At 62.5% G+C, this 20,886-nt stretch carries 14 protein-coding genes and 1 pseudogene; 7 read left to right on the top strand and 8 right to left on the bottom strand.

Annotation, left to right across the window (positions count from 1 at the left end):
- The 8 genes and pseudogenes from ABB26_RS18775 to dnaA all read right to left on the bottom strand — a co-directional run.
- Positions 1–207: pseudogene (locus tag ABB26_RS18775) on the bottom strand (energy transducer TonB); the annotation flags it as partial.
- 146 nt (positions 208–353) lie between these two features.
- A complete protein-coding gene (locus tag ABB26_RS17365) occupies positions 354–1,544 on the bottom strand; it encodes a tetratricopeptide repeat protein (RefSeq protein WP_057635972.1) in 1,191 nt (396 codons plus the stop codon).
- Between the two features lie 130 nt (positions 1,545–1,674).
- Complete coding sequence (locus tag ABB26_RS17370; RefSeq protein WP_057635973.1) at positions 1,675–2,481, bottom strand: M48 family metallopeptidase; 807 nt, start codon at positions 2,479–2,481, stop codon at positions 1,675–1,677.
- Positions 2,482–2,551: 70 nt separating this feature from the next.
- Positions 2,552–3,400, bottom strand: a complete 849-nt coding sequence (locus ABB26_RS17375; RefSeq protein ID WP_057635974.1) for a CPBP family intramembrane glutamic endopeptidase — start codon at positions 3,398–3,400, stop codon at positions 2,552–2,554.
- Positions 3,401–3,483: 83 nt separating this feature from the next.
- A complete protein-coding gene (gyrB, locus tag ABB26_RS17380; RefSeq protein WP_057636013.1) occupies positions 3,484–5,943 on the bottom strand; it encodes a DNA topoisomerase (ATP-hydrolyzing) subunit B in 2,460 nt (819 codons plus the stop codon).
- A gap of 112 nt (positions 5,944–6,055) precedes the next feature.
- Positions 6,056–7,150 carry a DNA replication/repair protein RecF gene (gene recF, locus ABB26_RS17385; RefSeq protein WP_057635975.1) on the bottom strand — a complete coding sequence of 365 codons (1,095 nt, stop codon included), beginning with the start codon at positions 7,148–7,150 and terminating at the stop codon, positions 6,056–6,058.
- Positions 7,151–8,321: 1,171 nt separating this feature from the next.
- Positions 8,322–9,419: a DNA polymerase III subunit beta gene (dnaN, locus tag ABB26_RS17390; protein ID WP_057635976.1), complete on the bottom strand. Its 1,098-nt coding sequence runs from the start codon at positions 9,417–9,419 to the stop codon at positions 8,322–8,324.
- Between the two features lie 369 nt (positions 9,420–9,788).
- Positions 9,789–11,120 carry a chromosomal replication initiator protein DnaA gene (gene dnaA / locus ABB26_RS17395; RefSeq protein WP_057635977.1) on the bottom strand — a complete coding sequence of 444 codons (1,332 nt, stop codon included), beginning with the start codon at positions 11,118–11,120 and terminating at the stop codon, positions 9,789–9,791.
- A 254-nt stretch (positions 11,121–11,374) separates the two neighbouring features.
- Here dnaA and rpmH point away from each other — a divergent pair, with 254 nt between their 5' ends.
- The 7 genes from rpmH (at position 11,375) to ABB26_RS17430 (ending at position 20,880) form a co-directional block, all read left to right on the top strand.
- Entirely contained in the window at positions 11,375–11,515 is a 141-nt protein-coding gene (rpmH, locus tag ABB26_RS17400; protein WP_006404565.1) for a 50S ribosomal protein L34, read from the top strand.
- A gap of 5 nt (positions 11,516–11,520) precedes the next feature.
- A complete protein-coding gene (rnpA, locus tag ABB26_RS17405; RefSeq protein WP_152982740.1) occupies positions 11,521–12,015 on the top strand; it encodes a ribonuclease P protein component in 495 nt (164 codons plus the stop codon).
- Complete coding sequence (gene yidC, locus ABB26_RS17410; protein WP_057635979.1) at positions 12,015–13,718, top strand: membrane protein insertase YidC; 1,704 nt, start codon at positions 12,015–12,017, stop codon at positions 13,716–13,718. Before rnpA ends, yidC begins: the two co-directional genes overlap by 1 nt.
- 87 nt (positions 13,719–13,805) lie before the next feature.
- Positions 13,806–16,487: a polysaccharide deacetylase family protein gene (locus ABB26_RS17415; protein ID WP_057635980.1), complete on the top strand. Its 2,682-nt coding sequence runs from the start codon at positions 13,806–13,808 to the stop codon at positions 16,485–16,487.
- A gap of 3 nt (positions 16,488–16,490) precedes the next feature.
- Complete coding sequence (mnmE, locus tag ABB26_RS17420) at positions 16,491–17,840, top strand: tRNA uridine-5-carboxymethylaminomethyl(34) synthesis GTPase MnmE (RefSeq protein WP_057635981.1); 1,350 nt, start codon at positions 16,491–16,493, stop codon at positions 17,838–17,840.
- Between the two features lie 237 nt (positions 17,841–18,077).
- Positions 18,078–19,691 (top strand): ATP-binding cassette domain-containing protein, encoded by a 1,614-nt coding sequence (locus ABB26_RS17425; protein ID WP_057635982.1) that lies wholly within the window; start codon positions 18,078–18,080, stop codon positions 19,689–19,691.
- Positions 19,692–19,827: 136 nt separating this feature from the next.
- Positions 19,828–20,880 carry a glycerophosphodiester phosphodiesterase gene (locus ABB26_RS17430; protein ID WP_057635983.1) on the top strand — a complete coding sequence of 351 codons (1,053 nt, stop codon included), beginning with the start codon at positions 19,828–19,830 and terminating at the stop codon, positions 20,878–20,880.
- Positions 20,881–20,886: the final 6 nt, after the last annotated feature.

Below are 20,886 nucleotides of genomic sequence, written 5' to 3' on the forward strand. Positions count from 1 at the left end.
CGGCGGCGGCGGTGCGTCGACCAGCGTCACCATGACGTTGCGTTCCTTCTCCGCTGCGGCCTTCGGGGCCACGGCAGGAATCAGGAGCATCATCAGAGCTGCCAGATGAAGTGCGATTACAAAGGCAATGCCAGCGATCCGAGGCCAGCTGAGCCCCTTTTCTTTTTCGCTGTCATACCTGCTGTGGAAGACCAGTTGTTCCGTCATGCGCCAAGAACTCGTTAGTGGGGCCGGAACGACACTGTTTTGTCGCCCCTGATTCAGCGGTGCATGACACCGCAGGAACCTCCAAGCTTATACCAATCCTGACCAGCTGCGCATCACAAATACAGCTGTTCAGGCGTTATTCCTGCTTACTTCAGGTTGATGATTTTGTCAGCATCGCCAGGGTTCTTGACACCCTTTGCCTTCGCATCACGCGCGGCCTGCTTGGCTTCGGGAATACGCCCTTCCGCATGCAGGACACGTGCCAGATTCAGATACGTCTCGCCATCCTTGGACAACGGCGCGGCGTTACGCCATGCCTCGATCGCCTGCGGCACCTGTTCGGTGTAGTAGTACGACTGTGCCAGGGCCAGGTAGGTCTGGTAATCCGGCTTGAGGATGCCCTTGGACATACCCTCGTTGATCACCGCAATGACGTCCCGTTCCTTGTTCTCGGTGTTGGCATAGATCGAATACAGCTGCTTGTATTCGCGCTCTTCGGTGAGCTGTCCAGCCGCGCGCAGTTTGTCCATCACTGCAGCGGCCTTGTCCATCTGGTCGGCCTGCATGTACATGCTGGCCAGGTTGAGCTGGGCTTTCTTGTCCGCCGGGTTCCTGGCTGCCAGGGCTTCGGCTTCCTTGACCGCTTCACCGGTCTGGCCGGCTTCGGCGTAGGCAGCCATCAGCAGCTGGTTCCAGTTGTCCTTCGGCTCGGGCGAAGCGGCGATGGCCGCCTTCAGCACCGGGATGGCCTCGGCGTACTTTTCGCTCTGGTACAGCGCCTGGCCCTTGATGATCTGCTCTTCGGGCTTGTTCGACTTGGACTCGGCGAAGTACTTGTCCAGGTTGGCCAGGCCTTCGGCGTACTGGTCGTCCTGCAGCTGCAGCTGGGCCAGCATCAGCAGGGCCTGGTAGTGGCCGTTGTTGTCCAGGGCGTTGAGGGTGATGGCCTGCTGCAGGTACTGCTTGGCAGCGGCGTTGTCTTCCAGGTTGTAGGCGGCCTGCGAAGCCAGCTGGTTGGCAACGGCCTTGTCGTATTCGTTGGCGTCGGCAGCGGCGATGATTTCATCGGCCAGCGTGCGGGTTTCCGCGTACTCGTCCTTGTTGTAGGCGTCGAACAGCTTCTTCAGCTTGCCGCCCATCTTCGAGGAAGCCTTGACCTTGGGTTCTTCACGGGTGGCTTCCGGGAACAGCACTTCGGCCTTGGCCGAACCACGATTGCCACGTTCGCTGCGCTCACTGGAACGCGACTGCGCCGAAGCGTCAGCCACCACAACACCACCAAGCGCGGTCGCGATGAGAACGGAAAGCACGGCTTGTTTAGGGCTGCGGAAGATCATGGTTCACCTCATTGAAACCGCCGGGGCGGCAAGAATTCAGACAATCGGAATGAAACCGAGCTCGCAAACGTATCAGAAAATATTTGACGGAGAAATCACTTCCGTTGGTGTACTGCAACAATCTTCCGTGTCATCCGCATTTCGGCGTCACTCCGGATTGCCGCGCCTGCCGATAAACCGGCTCCAGCGCGGGCACATCACGCTGCAATTCACGGATGCGATTGGCCGGGTCCGGGTGGGTGGACAACCACTGCGGGGAGCGGTTTCCGCTGGCGGCCATCATGTTCTGCCACAGGTTGACCGCCTGCGCTGGATCAAAGCCGGCCTGGGCCATCAACCGCTGACCAACCTCGTCAGCCTCGTTTTCCTGGGTGCGTGAGCCGGGCAGCAGCACCAGAGCCTGAGCACTCATGCCACCGAGTTGACTGACGGTGCTGGCGGCCGCATTGCCGTAGGCAGCGCCAGCAAGTGCGCTTGCCACCTGCAGCAGACCCGAGGTACCGAGCTGCTTGGTGATGCGTTCTTCGTGATGGCGCGAAATCACATGGCCGATTTCATGGCCGATCACAGCAGCCAATTGATCCTGGTTGCGCGCCACGGTGAAGATGCCGGTGTTCACCCCGACCTTGCCGCCGGGCAGGGCGAAGGCATTGGGTTCCTTGTCGACAAAGACGGCGGTTTCCCAACGTACGCCACGGTACTGTGGTGGCAGCTGCGCGACGAGTGCATTGACCACGCATTGCACATAGGCGTTCTGCCTGCCGTCGCGGTTGACGGTCTGCTTGGCCTTGGTTTCGGCAAATGCCTGGGCACCCAGCTGATCCAACTGCTGTTGGGAAACACCACCTACCACCTGACGACGGCCGGTGGGGGACGTGGTGGTCGCACAGGCGCTGAGGACCAGTGCTGCGGTAATGGCGAGGATGACGGCTTTCATGGAAGAACCCCCACATTCATGACTGCAGTGTGCGAGCCCACGGCTTAATTTTTCGTCAATCGCGGAAGAATCATTGCGCGCCGAAAAACACCAGTGCCGCCAGGGCGATGGCGTTGTTGATCGCGTGTGCGCCAATCGCGGCCCAGAGCGTGCCGGTACGGCGATACAACCAGGCAAACGCGGCGCCCATTCCGCCGTAGATCAACCACAGCTGCAGCATCGCCGGCAGGGTATTGGGGCTGGTGCCGGGGATTTCGTGGACCAGGGCGAAGGCGGCGCTGCTCAGCAGCATGCCCAGCCACGGCCGGTCCGCCGCCCACAGGCGTCCAAAGAACACGCGCCGGAACAGCAGTTCTTCGTAGGCCGGTGCCAGAAACACCGCAAAGGCCACCAGGAAAGCGGGGTACTGGGCCAGCGCCTGTTCCATCAACGGCAGGTTGGTCGGCACTGGCTCGATGCCCATTTGCTTGGCAAGCATGCCGATCAGGCTGCTGCCGGCGAACACCCCGGCAGCCACCAGCACGGTCCAGCCCCAGGTCGACGCCCGCAACGCGGCCTGTCGCGACTGCATGCGTTCGCCTGGCGTGGCACGACGGCGCCAGAAGTACAGCAGCAACGCCGCACCGCCGGTGCCGATCAGGGCGATCAGCATCTGTGCCAAGGCGCCGGGTTGGCCCATCAAGGCAGCCATGTCCGCCGCTGCCGGAGCGCCGTTGCCGTTGCGGGCCGCCGCCATGCCGACCTCGATGCCGCGCCACACGCCCCAGGCCAGGCTGCAAGCCAGGCTCAAGCCCAACAACGCACCGATGGCTATCAGCAGATCAATGCCGAAGCCTGCCACCGGTGAACCCGGACGACGAGCGACGGGTGGCAACGAGGGCGTAGGGGAAGTAACCGGAACCGTGGGAGGGAGGGACATCGCAGACCTGTGGGTAGCAGCGGACGGGCAAAAAAAAACGGGCGCCGCGAGAAGCAGGCGCCCGCTGTTACGTCTGGATTGTGTCAGATATCCAGATTCATGACCTTCAACGCATTGTCCTCGATGAAGTCACGGCGCGGCTCGACCACATCACCCATCAGGGTGCTGAAGATCTGGTCGGCTTCCACCGCGTCCTCGATGCGGACCTGCAGCAGGCGGCGCGTATCCGGATTGACCGTGGTATCCCACAACTGCTCCGGATTCATTTCACCCAGACCCTTGAATCGCTGGATCTGGCGGCCCTTCTTGGCTTCTTCCATCAGCCAGGCCTGGGCCTGGGTGAAGCCGGTCACCTCAGCACTCTTGTTGCCACGGCTGATGGTGCCGCCCTCGCGGATCAGACCGTGCAGCAGCTGCGAAGCCTGGTGCAACGGACGCAGTTCGCCGGATTCAAATGCGGACAGCGGCAGCACCTGGATATGCTCTTCGCCCATGTGACGGCGGGTAACCAGCACGGCGGCGGGGCGCTGCTCGTTCGGCTCCTGCAGCTCCAGGGTGAAACGCGGCGTGCCCAGGCTGCCCTGGTTCAAGCGCTTGGCCAGTGCATCCAGGCCTTCGCCTTCGCCCGCGCTGCTCAGGTGCTGCAGGTCCATCGGGGTGAAATCGACCAGCGCTTCCAGCACCTGACGATCGTAGCGGTGCGAATTGCGATCAATGGCGTCCTGCGCGCTGGCGTAGGTCAGCAGCAGTTTTTCCAGTGCCACACCTTCGATCGGCGGCTCGCCGCTGGCCGGTGTCAGCGCTGCGTTTTCCACCGCACTGTTGGCCAGGTAGGCATCCAGCGCCGGGTCGTCCTTGAGGTACAGCTCGGTCTTGCCCTGCTTGATCTTGTACAGCGGCGGCAGGCCGATGTAGACATAACCACGCTCGATCAACTCCGGCATCTGACGGTAGAAGAACGTCAACAGCAGCGTACGGATGTGCGCGCCGTCGACGTCGGCGTCGGTCATGATGATGATCTTGTGGTAGCGCAGCTTGTCCGGGTTGTACTCGTCGCGGCCAATGCCGGTGCCCAATGCGGTGATCAGCGTACCCACCTGGTCCGAGGCCAGCATGCGGTCGAAACGGGCACGTTCCACGTTGAGGATCTTGCCGCGCAGCGGCAGCACCGCCTGGTTCTTGCGGTTGCGGCCCTGCTTGGCCGAGCCACCTGCCGAGTCACCCTCGACGATGAACAGTTCCGACAGCGCGGGATCCTTTTCCTGGCAGTCAGCCAGCTTGCCCGGCAGGCCTGCGATATCCAGCGCGCCCTTGCGGCGGGTCAGGTCGCGGGCCTTGCGCGCAGCTTCACGGGCGCGCGCGGCATCGACGATCTTGCCGGCGATGGCCTTGGCTTCGGTCGGGTTTTCCTGCAGGAATTCTTCCAGCTTCGCGCCGAAGGCGTTTTCCACCGCCGGGCGCACATCCGAGCTGACCAGCTTTTCCTTGGTCTGGCTGGAGAAGCTCGGGTCAGGCACCTTGACCGACAACACCGCGATCATGCCTTCGCGCATGTCATCGCCGGTCAGGTTGATCTTGGCCTGCTTGGCGATGCCGTTCTGCTCGATGTAGTTGTTCAGTACACGCGTCAGCGCACCACGGAAACCGGCCAGGTGGGTGCCGCCATCCTTCTGCGGGATGTTGTTGGTGAAGCAGTACATCGTTTCCTGGTAGGAATCGGTCCACTGCAGCGCCACTTCGACGACGATGCCGTTGTGCTCGCCGGTCACCGAGATCACGTTCGGATGCAGCGGCGTCTTCACCTGCGCCAGGTGCTCCACGAAACTCTTGATGCCGCCTTCGTAATGGAAATCGTCACGGCGACCTTCGCCACGCTCGTCGATCAGAACGATCTTGACGCCGGAGTTCAGGAACGAAAGCTCGCGCAGGCGGCGCGCCAGGATTTCGTAGTGGAATTCCACGTTGTCGTGGAACGCCGTCGTCGACGGCCAGAAGCGCAGGGTGGTACCGCGCTTGGTGCTGGTTTCCAGCTGCTTGAGCGGGGTGACTGCCGCGCCGTGGCTGTATTCCTGCTGGTAGTGAAAACCGCCCTGGTAGATGTCCAGCAACAGCTTTTCCGACAAGGCGTTGACCACGCTGACACCAACGCCGTGCAGGCCGCCGGAAACCTTGTAGCTGTTGTCGTCGAACTTGCCGCCGGCATGCAGGACGGTCATCACCACTTCGGCCGCGGAAACCTCGCGGTCGAGCTTCTTGCTCATCTGCTCGTGCTTGCCGGTGGGAATACCGCGGCCGTTGTCCGAGACCGAGACCGAGTTGTCGGCGTGGATCGTGACCACGACGCTGTCGGCATGACCGGCCAAGGCTTCGTCGATGGAGTTGTCGACAACCTCGAACACCATGTGGTGTAGACCGGTGCCGTCGTGGACGTCACCGATGTACATGCCGGGTCGCTTACGAACAGCTTCCAAGCCTTCCAAAGCGGTGATGCTGTTGGCGTCGTAGTTGCCGTTATTGGCCGGGATGTTCTGTTCTTCGGTCATTGCGCTGGCCATGGGCTCCGCAGGTCACGCACCGGCCCCGGAGGGCAGATGCATGAGAGATAGGGGATTGCGTACCGATTATACCCGCCGGGCAGATTTCCGCCCTGAAGGGTCAATTGACCGCCAGAACCGTGCCATGTTCCACGTGGAACACCGTTGCCGGGCGCAGTTCAGACGCCAGCGCCGGAGGGGTTTCCGTCGCAGTGATGAATACCTGTGCCGGGGTTGCAGCCAAACGCTGCAGCACCCGCTGTTGGTGATTCCGGTCCAGTTCCGAACCCAGATCATCCAGCGCAATGACCGGCCATTCGCCACGTTGCGCCGCATAGTCGTCCGCCTGCGCCAGCAGACACGCCAGCGCCGTGAGCTTGGCCTGGCCACGTGAAAGTGCATCGCGCCCAGGAATCTGCGTGAAACCCACGGTCCAATCCGCCCGATGCGGTCCAACCGACGTGTATCCCATCACCCGGTCACGGTCCCGCGCCAATAACAGTGCATCGGCCAGCGACATTTCATTGCGACGCCAACCCGGCTGAAGTTCCATGGTCTGCAATTGCAGACTCGGCGCCAATTCGGCCGCCAGGGTGACCGCGCGTTCCTGCAGACGATCCAGATACTGCTGCCGCCGCGATGTGAGCGGCGTTCCGGCCTGCGCCAGCTCCGAGTCCCAGGCATCCAGCTGCTTTCCCGGTGCTCCGGCTTTGAGCAGGGCGTTGCGCTGCTTCAAGGCTCGCGTGTAACGGCGCCAAAGCGGAAGGAAGTCTGGTTCCACGTGGAACAAACCCCAATCAACGAAGCGCCGACGCGGTTCACTGCCGCCACTGACCAGTGCATGGCTGCCCGGCTCGAACGTCACGACCGCCAATGCGGCGCATAACGTACCCAGCTGTGGAACATCCTCGCCATCCAGTCGGCCTTTCCAGGTTTGGCCGCTGTGGCGCAACCCGGCACGGCGCAATACGCCCCCTGCATCGGTGCCTTCCTGCCATTCCACGAAAACGTCCAGGTTTTCCGCGCCTTTCTGCACAAGACCATCGCGCACGCGCCCGCGAAAGCTTCGGCCATAAGCCATCAGATGCAGGGCTTCCAGCAAGCTGGTCTTGCCCGCGCCATTGGCACCGGTGATCAGGTTGATACCAGGACGGGGGACCAGTTCCACCGAATCGAACCGGCGTACGCGGTTCAAGGCAACACGGACGATATGCATTGACGCTCAAGGAAAGTCGCGATGCCGCTACGACGCTCGTGGCTGGCAGAGGCGCAGCTTAAAGCATCCGCCCCCCGAAGGTTCTGCTATCCCAATCTGCTTGAACGACTCCACGTGGAACAGGCGAGATTTCTTCAAATCTGGCAGACGGCGGCAGTACAACCTTTGCAGATTTCACAGAATCTTGCCCCAAAAGCAGGAAAGGACAGCTCTGGGGGCAAGCCCTGTGTATAAGTAGGTCAACCTGTGGATAAAAAGAGGCCTTGATACCCCGCACCAGCTTATCCACAGCTATCCACAGGCTGGAAGGGCAGTTTTACAGGGGGTTTCATACCCAATTATATTATTAATAACAACAACTTAGACTACTTCTACATAAAATCTGGCTCTACCATCACCACCATGCTTTAGATTTATTCTCAGATTTAAAGCATAGAGCTACGGGAAACCGTTCCCGGAAGCAGGGCAAAAGCAGGGCTTTGTTTCTTTGAATTCTGGGGTGTCCACTCCAGCTGCGTCGCTCGGAATTCACGAAATAGAGGGTCGGTTTGAAAACTGCTTCTTTCCTCCTTTTGCCGCGATAGCGAATCTCGTCCTTTCTGGCTCTCTCGCTGGCCACGGTGCTTCTGAAATTGAGCATTTCTTGGTTCTGAAGAGCCTGGAATAGGTCACTCCGGACCAGTGAGACCAACGTGGCTCCAGACGTGACCGTTTCAGGGAAGAAATCAGGGTCTGGATGCGAACCTTGCCGACAACCACAGCAAAAGGAACGTCAGCAGAGTTCTCCAGAACAAGCGTCTTTCTGGGCTGTCCATGAAACGCAGGTTTTCGGACACGGATGCTTCGATCGATTGGGTTGCGAATGCTCGCAGGGCACAGGGCAGGAGGGCCTACGGCTCTATTTACCGCTGGACGACTTCACCGTCGGCGGGTTGTTATCGGTACGGCGGCAACACCGGAAACCAGGGCTCCAATCGGAGACCAATAGATTCCAAGTGCGGATGAGCTCAGAACCATTGGTTCCACGTGGAACGTAGCTTCACTGGAAACCCATTGAACATTGCCTGCAGGTTGCCGCACAAAGCACGGCACCAAGCCGGCACTTCTCGGATTCGGGGCACAAAAAACCCGGCTTTCGCCGGGTTTCTCGATGTTCCACGTGGAACGTCAGTTAGAGACGCAACGGCATCACCACGTGACGTGACTTCTCGCTGCTGGCTTCACGTACCAGCGCCGAGGAGTTGGAATCGCGCAACTGGATCACAACGTGCTCGTCGCGCAATGCCGATAGGGCATCCAGCAGGTAGTTCACGTTGAAGCCGATGGCCAGGTCGCTAACCTCGGTGTCGGCTTCGATTTCTTCCTGCGCTTCTTCCTGTTCCGGATTGTGCGCACTGAGTTTCAGCTGCCCCGGGGTCACTTCGACGCGGACGCCGCGGTACTTTTCGTTCGACAGGATCGCGGCGCGCTGCAACGAGGCCCGCAACATCTCGCGATCAACCTTCACTTCGCGATCGGCACCGATCGGAATCACGGCTTCGTAATCCGGGAAACGGCCGTCGATCAGCTTGGAGGTGAAGGTCACATCGTCGCGCTTGACGCGGATGTGGCTGCGGCCAACTTCCAACTCCACTTCGCGATCGCCGCCTTCCAGCAGGCGTTGCAGCTCGGTCACGCCCTTGCGAGGCACGATGATCTGACGCTTGCCGGTGCTGGTTTCCAGCGATGTTTCGCACAACGCCAGGCGATGGCCATCGGTGGCCACACAACGCAGGGTCTTGTCGCGCAGATCAAACAACAGGCCGTTGAGGTAATACCGGACGTCCTGCTGGGCCATCGCAAATGCGGTGCGTTCGATCAGTTCTTTCAACGCCGCTTCCGGCACGGCAACGCGCTCGGTGGCTTCGACTTCGTCAACCGACGGGAAATCATTGGCCGGCAACGTCGCCAGAGTGAAGCGGCTGCGACCGGCCTGCACGGTGATCTTGTCGCCTGTCTGCGAAACCGTGATGCGGCTGCCGTCGGGCAGGGCACGGATGATTTCGAACAACTTGCGTGCCGGAATCGTGGTTTCACCGTCCTGGGCGTCTTCGACCGCGATGCGGGAGACCATCTCCACTTCCAGGTCAGTACCGGTCAACGACAACTGACCGCCCTGCACCTGAACCAGAAAATTGGCCAGAACCGGCAGAGTCTGGCGGCGTTCAACCACGTTGACGACCTGGGCCAACGGCTTGAGAAAGGCTTCGCGCTGCAGTGTGAAACGCATGTGGTTTCGTGCCCCTATGCTCTTAAAAGATGTGGGATAAATCTAAAGCTTGGTGGTGCTGGTAGAGCCAGATTTGGCCTAAAACCAACTTAAATATTTGTTTTTAAAGGGTTTATATGCATTGAAACCCTTGTACTACTGGCCCGGAACCGGAGGGTGAAGCTGTGGATAAATTTGGCGCTGAAAAGAAACCTGATTTTATCCACAGATTCTCCCGCGTTTACCCCCGAATCATGCACCGTTTTGTGCGATGACGCCTCTGCGTCGTCGGTGCATCATTCGTCCCGCTTCCCGCCCTTACCTCCGGTGACCTGATGACTGACTCACGCAACCTGGCCATGCGCCCGTCCCCCGGTCTTCCCGAAACCGCTACTCGCTGAGTTTGCGGATGAGTTTGTCCCAGTCCTCGCGAAGCTTGCCGTCGGCTTCCATCAGCGTTCTGATCTGGCGGCAGGCGTGCAGCACGGTGGTGTGGTCGCGGCCGGCAAAGGCATCGCCGATTTCAGGCAGGCTGTGTTCGGTCAGCTCCTTGGTCAGCGCCATCGCGACCTGGCGCGGCCGGGCCAGCGAACGGGTACGGCGCTTGGAGAGCAGATCCTTGATCTGCAGCCCGTAGTAATCGGCCACGATCTTCTGGATGTTGGGAATGCTGATCGCCTGCTGCTGGGCACGCAGCAGATCGCGCAGGGTTTCCTGGGCAAATTCGGTGGTGATGGCGCGGCCGGTGAAGTTGGCGCGTGCGGTCAGCGTGTTGAGCGCACCTTCCAGATCACGCACGTTGGAGCGCATCTTCTTGGCAATCAGGAATGCCACGTCATCCGGGATTTCAGCGCCACGTTCCAGTGCTTTTGCCAGCACGATGGCGGCACGGGTTTCAAAGTCCGGCGGTTCGATGGCCACCGACAAACCCCAGGCCAGGCGCGATTTCAGGCGCGCTTCCAGGCCTTCCACTTCGCGCGGATAGCGATCGCAGGTCAGGATGATCTGCTGCTTGCCATCGAACAAAGCGTTGAAGGTGTGGAAAAACTCTTCCTGGGTGCGGTCCTTGCCGGCGAAGAACTGGATATCGTCGATCAGCAGCGCGTCCACCTGCTGGAACTGGCGCTTGAACTGGTCCATGGTCTTTTCCTGCAGCGCCCGGATCATGGCGCTGAAGAACTGTTCCGAACGCAGATAGAGCACTTTCGCCGCCGGATTGGCCTGGCGCATCGCATTGCCGGCCGCCAGCATCAGGTGGGTTTTACCCAGGCCGGTGCCGCCGTACAGCAGCAACGGATTGTGCGCGCGGTCGCCCGGCTTCTGCGCCGCCTGGAACGCCGCCGCCAGACCCAGCTGGTTGCTGCGGCCTTCGACGAAGTTGGCGAAGGTGTAATGCGAATCAAGATTGCCGTTGAACGGCACCACCGGGGCAGCAGGCGCGGCCGGGAAACCGGCCGGGATCGCGATCGGCGCCGGTTCCGGCGCACGCGGGCGGGAACCAATCTCCAGGATCACCTCGCCGAAACCGGCGAAATGGGCTAGCAGTTCGGCAATACGCGGCAGGTAGCGCTCGCGCACCTGCTCGACAATGAAGGCATTGGGCGCGTACAGCACGAGGCTGTCGGCACGTTGGTCGGCCTGTAACGGCTTCAACCAGGTGTGGACATCTTCGGGCGGGAATTCCGCCTCCAGACGTTCAAGGCAAAGAGACCATGCATCCATCAGAAATAATCTTCAAAGGCCTTGTCAGCCGGGCGCAGAAAGCCGCCGGGCCACAGGCCGGAAAGGGGGAAAGTGGATGGCGCAGACTACCACCGCCGGCCGGATGCGGGAATGCTTGTCCCCGATTTATTCACAGGATCATCCACAAGCTATGCACCGGCCTGTGAACTCCATGCGCTGAGTAGGCTTGACGAGGCAGGGGGGAGGTCTATAGAATTTCCGGTTCTTTCCGTCTCATTCATACAGGTGCCCCCATGGCCACCAAGCGCACGTTCCAACCCAGCAACCTCAAGCGCAAGCGCGATCACGGCTTCCGCGCTCGTATGAAGACCGCTGACGGCCGCAAGATTCTGTCGCGTCGCCGCGCCAAGGGTCGCAAAGTCCTCAGCGCTTGATTGCGTTGCCGCTCCCGGCGGCAAATGCAAATCCGATCGTGAGCAGTGACTTCCCGCGCAAGCGATTCCCTCGCTCTGCGCGGGTTCGTACGCGTGCCGAATATTCAACGGTCTTCAACGGTGCCCGCCGTGTGTCCGACCCGCTGATGACACTCCACTGGCTGAAGAGGGAAACCCCCGCTCGGCTGGGTATGGCTGTGTCACGGAAGGTCGATACACGTGCGGTCGGCCGTAACCGTATCAAGCGTGTGTTGCGCGATGCAACACGCCATCTTTTGCCGTGTCTGGCGCCTGGCGATTTTGTCGTCGTCGCCCGTTCCGCGGCAAAGACCGCCGACAACCAGCAGATCCGCGAGGCGTTTGAACGCCTGTTGCGCCGTGCTGGTGCATTGCCCCCTGCGGGCATGGGCGGCACAATGCCGCCGCGCGAGGGCGTCAATCCTCTTCCTTCTTTGAACGCGCCGGAAACTTCCTCCGGCGGAGCCGAGCCTGCCTGCTGATGAACCAGACCCGTGTATTCCTGATTTTTGCCTGGCTGATGGTGGCGGTGCTGCTCTGGATGGAATGGGGTCGCGAGAAGAACGCGCCGGACCCGGCCACCGTCGCCGCAGCACAGCTGGCTGTCCCGGCCGCCACCGATGCGGACCTGGCACCGCCGACCGCCGGTAACGTGCCGCAGGCCACTGTGCCGGGCCAGGCACCTGCCGCTGCTGGTGTGGAAGCGACGACCGGCGCCGCCGCGCCGCGTGTGACCGTCACCACCGACGTGCTCAAGCTGGTGCTGGATGGCCGCAGCGTGCTCGATGCCGATCTGCTGCAGTTCCCGCAGACCAAGGCCGCCGGCAGCCCGCCGGTACAGCTGCTCACCGAAGACAAGGCGCATCCGTACAGCGCCACCGCCGGTTGGGCCAGCCAGGCCAACTCGCCGGTACCCGGTGCCACCGGCTTCCAGCCGGCACAGGGTGTGACCGACGTGGTGCTGGCCGATGGCCAGGCCGAAGTGCAGGTGCCGTTCGTATGGAATGGCCCCAACGGCGTCAGCATCCACCGTACCTACACCTTCAAGCGTGGCGATTACGCCATCAGCGTGAAGGATGAAGTGGTCAATACCGGCACCACGCCGTGGCAGGGCTACGTGTTCCGCAAGCTCGACCGCGTGCCGCCGGTGATCACCAAGGGCATGACCAACCCGGATTCCTTCAGTTTCAACGGCGCGACCTGGTACAGCCCGGAAGAGGGTTACGAGCGTCGCGCATTTGCGGATTTCCTGGACGACGGCAAGCTCAACCGCACCATCACCGGTGGTTGGGCTGCAATGCTGCAGCACCACTTCTTCACCGCGTGGATTCCGCAGGCTGACCAGTCGTCGTTGTACCTGCTGGAGCAGAACGGTCCGCGTCATGTGATCGAAGCGCGCGGCCCGGGTTTCACCGTGGCCCCGGGGCAGAAGGTCAGCACCCAGGCACGCCTGTGGGTGGGCCCGAAGCTGGTCAACCAGATCGCCAAGGAAGACGTGAAGGGCCTGGACCGCGTGGTCGACTACAGCCGTTTCTCGTTGATGGCGGTGATTGGCCAGGGCCTGTTCTGGGTGTTGAACCAGGTGCACAAGCTGGTCGGCAACTGGGGCTGGGCGATTGTCGGCCTGGTGATCCTGCTGAAGATGGTGCTGTTCCCGCTGGCCAATGCGCAGTTCAAGTCGCAGGCCAAGATGCGCAAGTTCCAGCCGCGCATCGCGCAGCTGAAGGAGCGCTACGGCGACGACAAGCAGAAGTTCCAGACAGCGATGATGGAGCTGTACAAGAAGGAAAAGATCAATCCGCTGGGCGGCTGTCTGCCGCTGCTGATCCAGATGCCGATCTTCTTCGCCCTGTACTGGGTGCTGGTGGAATCGGTGGAACTGCGTCAGGCACCGTGGATGGGCTGGATCCAGGACCTGACCGCGCGTGACCCGTACTTCATCCTGCCGCTGATCAACATCGCCGTGATGTGGTTCACCCAGAAGCTGACGCCGGCCGTGGGCATGGACCCGATGCAGCAGAAGATGATGCAGTTCATGCCGCTGGTATTCGGCGTGATGATGGCCTTCATGCCGGCCGGTCTGGTGTTGTACTGGGTCGTCAACGGCAGCCTGAGCCTGCTGCAGCAGTGGTTGATGATCAAGAAGCACGGCCAGGATGTCCCGGCCAAGGTCGAAGCCAAGTAATCGTGAAAGCCCGCCGCAAGGCGGGCTTTTCGCATGCGGCGTTAGAATCGCCGGCACCTGCTTTCGCTGAAACAACCCGAGCTCGCCATGCCCCGTGTGTCGTTGTCGCCCCGCCTGCTGTTGCCCTCACTGCTGCTGACCCTGGCCATTGCCGCCTGCAGCAGGAACGAAGCAGCGCCACCGGCCTCGGAGACGGTGACCCAACCCAGCGCGCAGGCCGCCGCTGCGGCGGACCCTGCGGCGGCACCGTTGCTGACATCACTGCAGAAGCTGCTCGACGGGCATCGCCGGATCATCGTGTTGCTGGCCGATGAAGCGCAGCAGTCGGCGGCTGACCGCACGACCTCCAGCCGCGTCGGCCAGCAGTTGTTCCATGATGGCCTGGAGCAACGCCTGGCCATCGCCGCGCAGTTCGACACGCTGCTGCGCAGCGCCAGTGCACAACGTTTCGCCACGCTGGGCACGGTGCTGGATTACATCGAATCCTCGCCGGAGTTGTACGACGCCGATCGTCTGGCGTTCCGTGAAATCCTGCGCGACCTGCATGCGCGCGTGGGTGCGGATTCGTCGTTGCCGGCGGTGAAGCTGCACCAGCGCATCGGCGAGGACCTGGAAGCGCTCGATGAGATCGAGCGCAACTACAACCAGGAAATCACCCGCATCTTCAGCCGCTTCGAGCGCACCCGCGCCATCGAGTTGAAGCGCGAGAAGTGGGACGACTACATCGCACACCTGCGCACGCAATACAGCCGCGAAGCGATCCTGCGCGACTACGGCGTGATCGAGCCGTACCCGATGTCGATGAAGGACAGCGAGCGCGAGATATTCGGCCGCGACCTGCCGGCCAAGACCGTGGTGCTGACCTTCGACGATGGCCCGCACAAGGCCTACACCGATGAAGTGGTGGCCATCCTCAAGCGCTACGACGTGCCCGGTGTGTTCTTTGAAGTAGGGCGCAACCTCGGCGCGGTGCAGGCCGATGGCCAGGTGAAACTGGGGCCGATGGCGGGCATCAGCCGCAACCTGATGGAGCAGGGTTACGCAGTGGGTAATCACAGCCTCACCCATGCGCAGTTGTCGCGAACCAGCGGCGATGCGCTGCGCGAGCAGGTGCTGGCCACCGATACGCTGCTCAAGGGGGTGGATAACCGCCGCGCGCCGTTGTTCCGCTTTCCGTATGGCGCGCGCAATGCCGAAGGCCTGCAGCTGCTGAACGAGGCCGGGTTGAAATCGATCATGTGGAACATCGATTCGATGGACTGGGCCGACCCGGTGCCGGAATCGATCGTGCAGCGCGTGGTCGACCAGGTACAGAAAGAGCAGAAGGGCATCATCCTGTTCCATGACATCCACGACCGCGCGGTGAAGGCGCTGCCGCAGATCCTGGACCAGCTGATTGCCGACGGTTACCAGTTCGCCGGTTGGAACGGCCGTGATTTCAGCGTCAGCCGTGCACGCAAGGGCGCTGGCAAGGATGCCACCGTCACCACCGGCTACGAAAAATCCTGGGCGATTGTGATTGGCATCGATGACTACGCCAAATGGCCGAAGCTCGAATACGCCGGACGTGATGCGCAGTCCATCGCCGATACGCTGACCGGACAGTTCGGTTTCCCGTCCTCGCAGGTGATCGTGCTGAAGAACCAGCAAGCCACGCGCAACAACATCCTGGCCGCGTTCCATGATCGCCTGGCCGATGACCGCACCGGCAAGAACGATCGTGTGTTCGTGTTCTTTGCCGGCCACGGCGCCACCCGCCAGCTCGCGTCCGGTCGCGACCTGGGTTACATCATTCCGGTGGATTCAGACCCCAACGAGTTCGCCACCGATGCCATTGCGATGACCGACATCCAGAACATCGCCGAGAGCATGCAGGCCAAGCACGTGATGTTCGTGATGGATGCCTGCTACAGCGGACTGGGTTTGACCCGTGGCGGAGCGACGTCTTCCTCGTTCCTGCGTGAGAACGCCCGTCGCAGTGCACGGCAGATGCTGACCGCTGGCGGTGCCGATCAACAGGTGGCCGACAGCGGCCCGAATGGCCATTCGGTATTCACCTGGGTGCTGCTGCAGGCGCTGGGCGGCAAGGGTGACCTCAACGGCGATGGCCTGATCACCGGTACCGAACTGGCGGCCTATGTGGCGCCTGCCGTTTCAGCAGTGTCGCGACAGACGCCGGCCTTCGGCAGCCTGCCGGGTTCGCAGGGCGGTGAGTTCGTGTTCCAGGTGCCGGACAGCCAGGAGTTCCTCAACGCGGATACGCGCCAGCTGTCGGCCGACGCCATCGCGCTCAACAACCGTGTCGATGCAGTGCAGGAAGCCAAGGCAGAAGGCGAAACGCCGGTGACCGTGGCCGACCTGCAGGGCGGCAGCAACACGCTGGTGGTGCCGGCGGCGGCGCCGACATCGGATCGCCAGCGCGCGCAGCAGGCCAATGACCGCGGCCTGCAGTTGTATCGGGAAAAGCGCTACGACGAAGCGGTCGCGCAGTTCACCGAAGCCCTGAAGCTGCGCCCGGATTTCGCCCTGGCGGCGAACAACCTGGGGTTCGTCTACTACCGCCAGCAACGTTATGCCGAAGCGGCGCGCTGGCTGGAGAACACCTTGAAGATCGATCCATCGCGCGCGGTGGCCTATCTCAACCTCGGCGATGCCTACTTCCATGTGGGTGACAAGGCCAGGGCGAAGCAGGCGTATACCACCTACCTGGAGCTGCAGCCGCAAGGCAGCGGCGCGACGCAGGCACGTTCGCAACTGCAGAAGCTGTAAACCATGAATCATCTGTCCAGCGGCGAAACCATCGTTGCCATTGCCAGCGGCGCAGCCGCGGGCGGCGTCGGCATGTTGCGGGTGTCCGGCCCCAGTTCGTTGCGTATCGCCGTTGCACTGGGATGCCCACCGCTGAAGCCGCGGCACGCGCATTACGCGAAATTCCGCGACGCGGCCGCAGAGGTGATCGATGACGGCATCGCGCTGTACTTCCCCGGCCCGCGCAGCTTCACCGGCGAGGACGTGGTGGAACTGCAGGGCCACGGCAGCCCGGTCGTACTGCGACAACTGCTTGCCCGGTGCATCGAACTGGGCGCACGCCAGGCGCGCGCCGGCGAGTTCAGCGAACGGGCCTTCCTCAACGGCAAGCTCGACCTGGCCCAGGCCGAAGCCATCGCCGACCTGATTGCCGCCGGTGACGTGCGCGCCGCGCGCGCTGCGCGGCGTTCCCTGGATGGCGTGTTCTCGCGCCGCGTGGAAGACGTCGGCGAGCAACTCGTGCGCCTGCGCATCCATGTTGAAGCCGCCATCGATTTCGCTGACGAACCGCTGGATACGTTGGGCGGTGCGCAGGTGCGGGCTGGCGTGGAGCAGGCCCGCGCGCTGTTGGAGCAGCTGCGCATCGATGCCGAGCGTGGCCGCAAGCTGCGCGATGGTCTGCACGCGGTGTTGATCGGCCCACCCAACGCGGGCAAGAGTTCGTTGCTCAATGCGCTGGCCGGCAGTGAGCGCGCCATCGTCACCGACATCGCCGGTACTACCCGCGACACGCTGCGCGAAACCATCCGCATCGACGGACTGGAGCTGGAACTGGTCGATACCGCAGGCCTGCGTGAAGGTGGCGATGCGATCGAACGCGAAGGCATGCGCCGTGCCCGCGCCGAGATGCAGCGCGCGGATCTGGCCATCGTGGTGCTGGATGCACGCGATCCCGAGGCGGGTCGGCAGGCGGTTGGCGATGCGGCGGCACAGGCGTCCCGCCAGCTGTGGATATTCAACAAGAGCGATCTGTTGCCACAGTGGCCGCAGGATCTGGACGAAAACAGCATCGCCTTGTCGGCAGCCAATGGCGAAGGACTGGAGCAACTGCACGCGCGGCTTCGCGAAATCGCCAGCGACGGTGCGGGCGAGGGTATGCAGGGTGAGTTCTCGGCACGGCTGCGCCATGTCGAAGCCATCCTCAGCGCTGCCGAGCATCTGGAAATGGCGGCCACCCAGCTTCAATACGACCATCTGGAACTGGCGGCCGAAGAACTGCGCCTGGCACATGACGCACTGGGCGAGATCACCGGGCGGATGACCGCCGATGACCTGCTGGGGAAGATTTTCTCGAGCTTCTGCATCGGCAAGTAAGGCTCACCGATCTTGCAGTACGGCGTTGAAGCGCTCGCAGTGGCGCAGCCCTTGGCATTGCAGATCCGCCGCAAGTGACACATTCAGCCTCACCGCAGTAGCCTATCCACCGTTACGGGATCCCCCCGCCTGCGGAGCCAGTCCAATGCGCCATTGATGCCACCGTCGCAATGACGGTCCCTTTCAGTCCCTGCTGCCGTTGGCGGCTGGGTGCTTCGGGCATCGATGGAACAACGCATGACGACAACCGTATCGGTGACGCTGGACAGCGTCGCCTGGCACACGCCTGATGGGCGCTGCCTTTTTTCCGACCTCAACGCTCGGTTCGACGCACGGCCCACGGGCCTGGTCGGGCGCAACGGCGTGGGCAAAAGTGTGCTGGCGCAGCTGCTGGCAGGCCTGCGCGAGCCCAGTGCCGGGCAATGCCGGCGTATCGGCCGGGTGCATTACCTGGCCCAGCAGGTGGCCGCCCCTGCGGGGCAGCGCGTGGCTGAACTTGCGGCTGTGGATAACGTGGTGGATGCATTGCGCCGGATCGAGGCCGGCAGCACGCAACAAGCCGATTTCGACACCGTGGGCGAGCAATGGGGCTTGCGCGACAACCTGCAGCAGGCGTTGGCCGATGCCGGCCTGCAAGGCGTGGATGTTGATACGCCTGTGGACAACTTGAGCGGCGGGCAACGCATGCGCGTCGCCTTGGTGGGCGCATTGCTGCAGCCGGCGGAGTTGTTGATCCTCGACGAGCCCAGCAACCATCTCGATCTGGCCGGCCGGCAATGGCTGCAGCAACAACTGGCACAACGTGGGCAGGGCTATCTGCTGGTCAGCCACGACCGGCTGTTGCTGGATCAGGTGCAGCGCATCATCGAACTGTCGCCGCAGGGGCTAAGCAGCCATGGCGGCAACCACGAAAGTTATACACAGGCGCGTGCTGCGGAGAAGGCGGCGGCGGAAACCCTGCTGCAGCAGCGCAGGCAGGAGCGCCGCAAAGGCGAGCAGGCACTGCAGGCGCAGCGGCAACGGTTGGAGCAGCGCAGCGCACGCGGCAATCGTGACGCCGCGAACGCCAATCAGGCACCGATCCTGCTGGGATTGCAGCGGCAACGGGCCCAGGCCAGCCTGGGCAAGGCCAAACAGCAACTGCAGCAGCGGCACGAAACCCTGCATGATGCGGTACGCCAGGCACAGGCGCTGATCGACGAACCGGCGCCGGTGCTTCTGCCTCCGGTGCTGGAAAAAACCGCGCCCGAATGGGTCGCACGGCTGCAGCAGGTGCAGTTGCCCTTTGTTGCGGAATCGCTGCAGTGCCTGGAGCTGGCCTTGCGTCGTGGCGAGCGCGTCGCTGTCAGCGGCATCAATGGCGCGGGCAAATCGACGCTGCTGAAAGTGCTCGCCGGACAACTGGCACCACGCTCAGGTGAAGCGCAGCTGCTTGTGCCGGCGGCGTTGCTGGATCAACAGTTGGAGCTGTTGCCCGCCCACCTCAGCGCGCTGCAGGGCGTGCGTGCATGCAACCCGCAGATGGAGGAGGGCGAGCTGCGCAGTCGCCTGTCTTTGCTGGGGCTGGATGCAACCCAGGCGCAGCTGCCATCGGCGCAGCTCAGTGGCGGGCAGCGATTGAAAGCGGCACTGGCCTGCGCACTGTATGCCGAGCCCCCGGCGCAGCTGTTGCTGCTGGACGAGCCGGGCAATCACCTCGACCTGGATGCGCTGGCGGCACTGGAATCACTGCTGCGCCAGTACCGCGGCACCCTGGTGGTGGTATCGCATGACGAAGCGTTTCTGCAGGCCATCGGCATCAGCGCGCGGTTGCGGGCCACGGAGGAAGGTTGGCGCTGGCAACCTTCCTGAAACCGCGTCGCGCAAGTACATCCTGACGTCACATGTCGAAGGCACAATGCCGCCTCTTTCTGCAGGTCGGCGCCGTTGTGCGCGATGGAGTGAACGGGTGTCCAAGTGGCGTGGGTGGTTGCTGGTGTGCGGGGTCATGGCATTCTGCGGGGTAATGGAAACCCAAGCCGCACCACGTTATCCACAGGTATCGGTGTACGCGCACCGGGGCGCCAGCGCCTTGTTGCCGGAACACACGCTGGCTGCGTATGCACAGGCCATCTCCGACGGCGCCGACTATATCGAGCCGGATCTGGTGATGACCAAGGACGGGGTGATGGTGGCCCGTCACGAAAACGAGATCGGTTCGACCACCGATGTCGCCACGCGCGCTGAATTTGCCGACCGCCGCACCCGCAAGGTGATCGACGGGCAGGCCGAGGAAGGCTGGTTCACCGAAGACTTCACCCTGGCCGAGCTGAAGACGTTGTACGCCCGCGAGCGCCTGCCGCAGGTGCGCGGCACGGCCTTCGATGGGCAATTCCGCATCGCCTCGCTGGACGAGATCATCAGCTTCCTGGTGCAGCAGGCCGGGCGCGCCAACCGTGGCATCGGCCTGGCACCGGAGATCAAGCACGGCAGCTATTTCCGTGGCATCGGCCTGCCGATGGAAGACAAGCTGCTGGCCACGCTACGAGGCAATCCCTATACCAACGTCGCGCCGATCCTGCTGCAGTCGTTCGAGACCGACAACCTGCGTGCGCTGCGCGGAAAACTGGGCAAGGATTCCAACATCCGCCTGCTGCAGTTGGTGGGTAACCCCGCAGACAAACCGGCCGATGTCACGCTGGCCGGCGGTTCACTGACTTATGCACAGATGATGACGCCCGCCGGGCTGCGTGACGTCGCCGCCTATGCCGATGCCATCGGCGCCGAGAAGCGCGCCGTGGTGCCGATGGATGTGCAGGGCCGGTTGGGTGCGCCGACGGCATTGACCGCCGATGCGCATGCCGCCGGCCTGCAGGTGGTGGTCTACACGTTCCGGCCTGAGAATCCCTTCCTGCCGCCGGCGTTGCGCCAAGGGGCGGAGACCGCGCGCAATCCCGATGCTTCCGTGGCCGAGATGCGTGTGTTCCTGCAGGCGGGAATTGATGCCTTGTTTACCGACGATCCGGCGCTGGGGCGTCGTGCGGTGGATGGCGCTCCCTGAGGATCG

This window comes from Stenotrophomonas humi (assembly GCF_001431415.1).
Classification (GTDB): Bacteria; Pseudomonadota; Gammaproteobacteria; order Xanthomonadales; family Xanthomonadaceae; genus Stenotrophomonas; species Stenotrophomonas humi.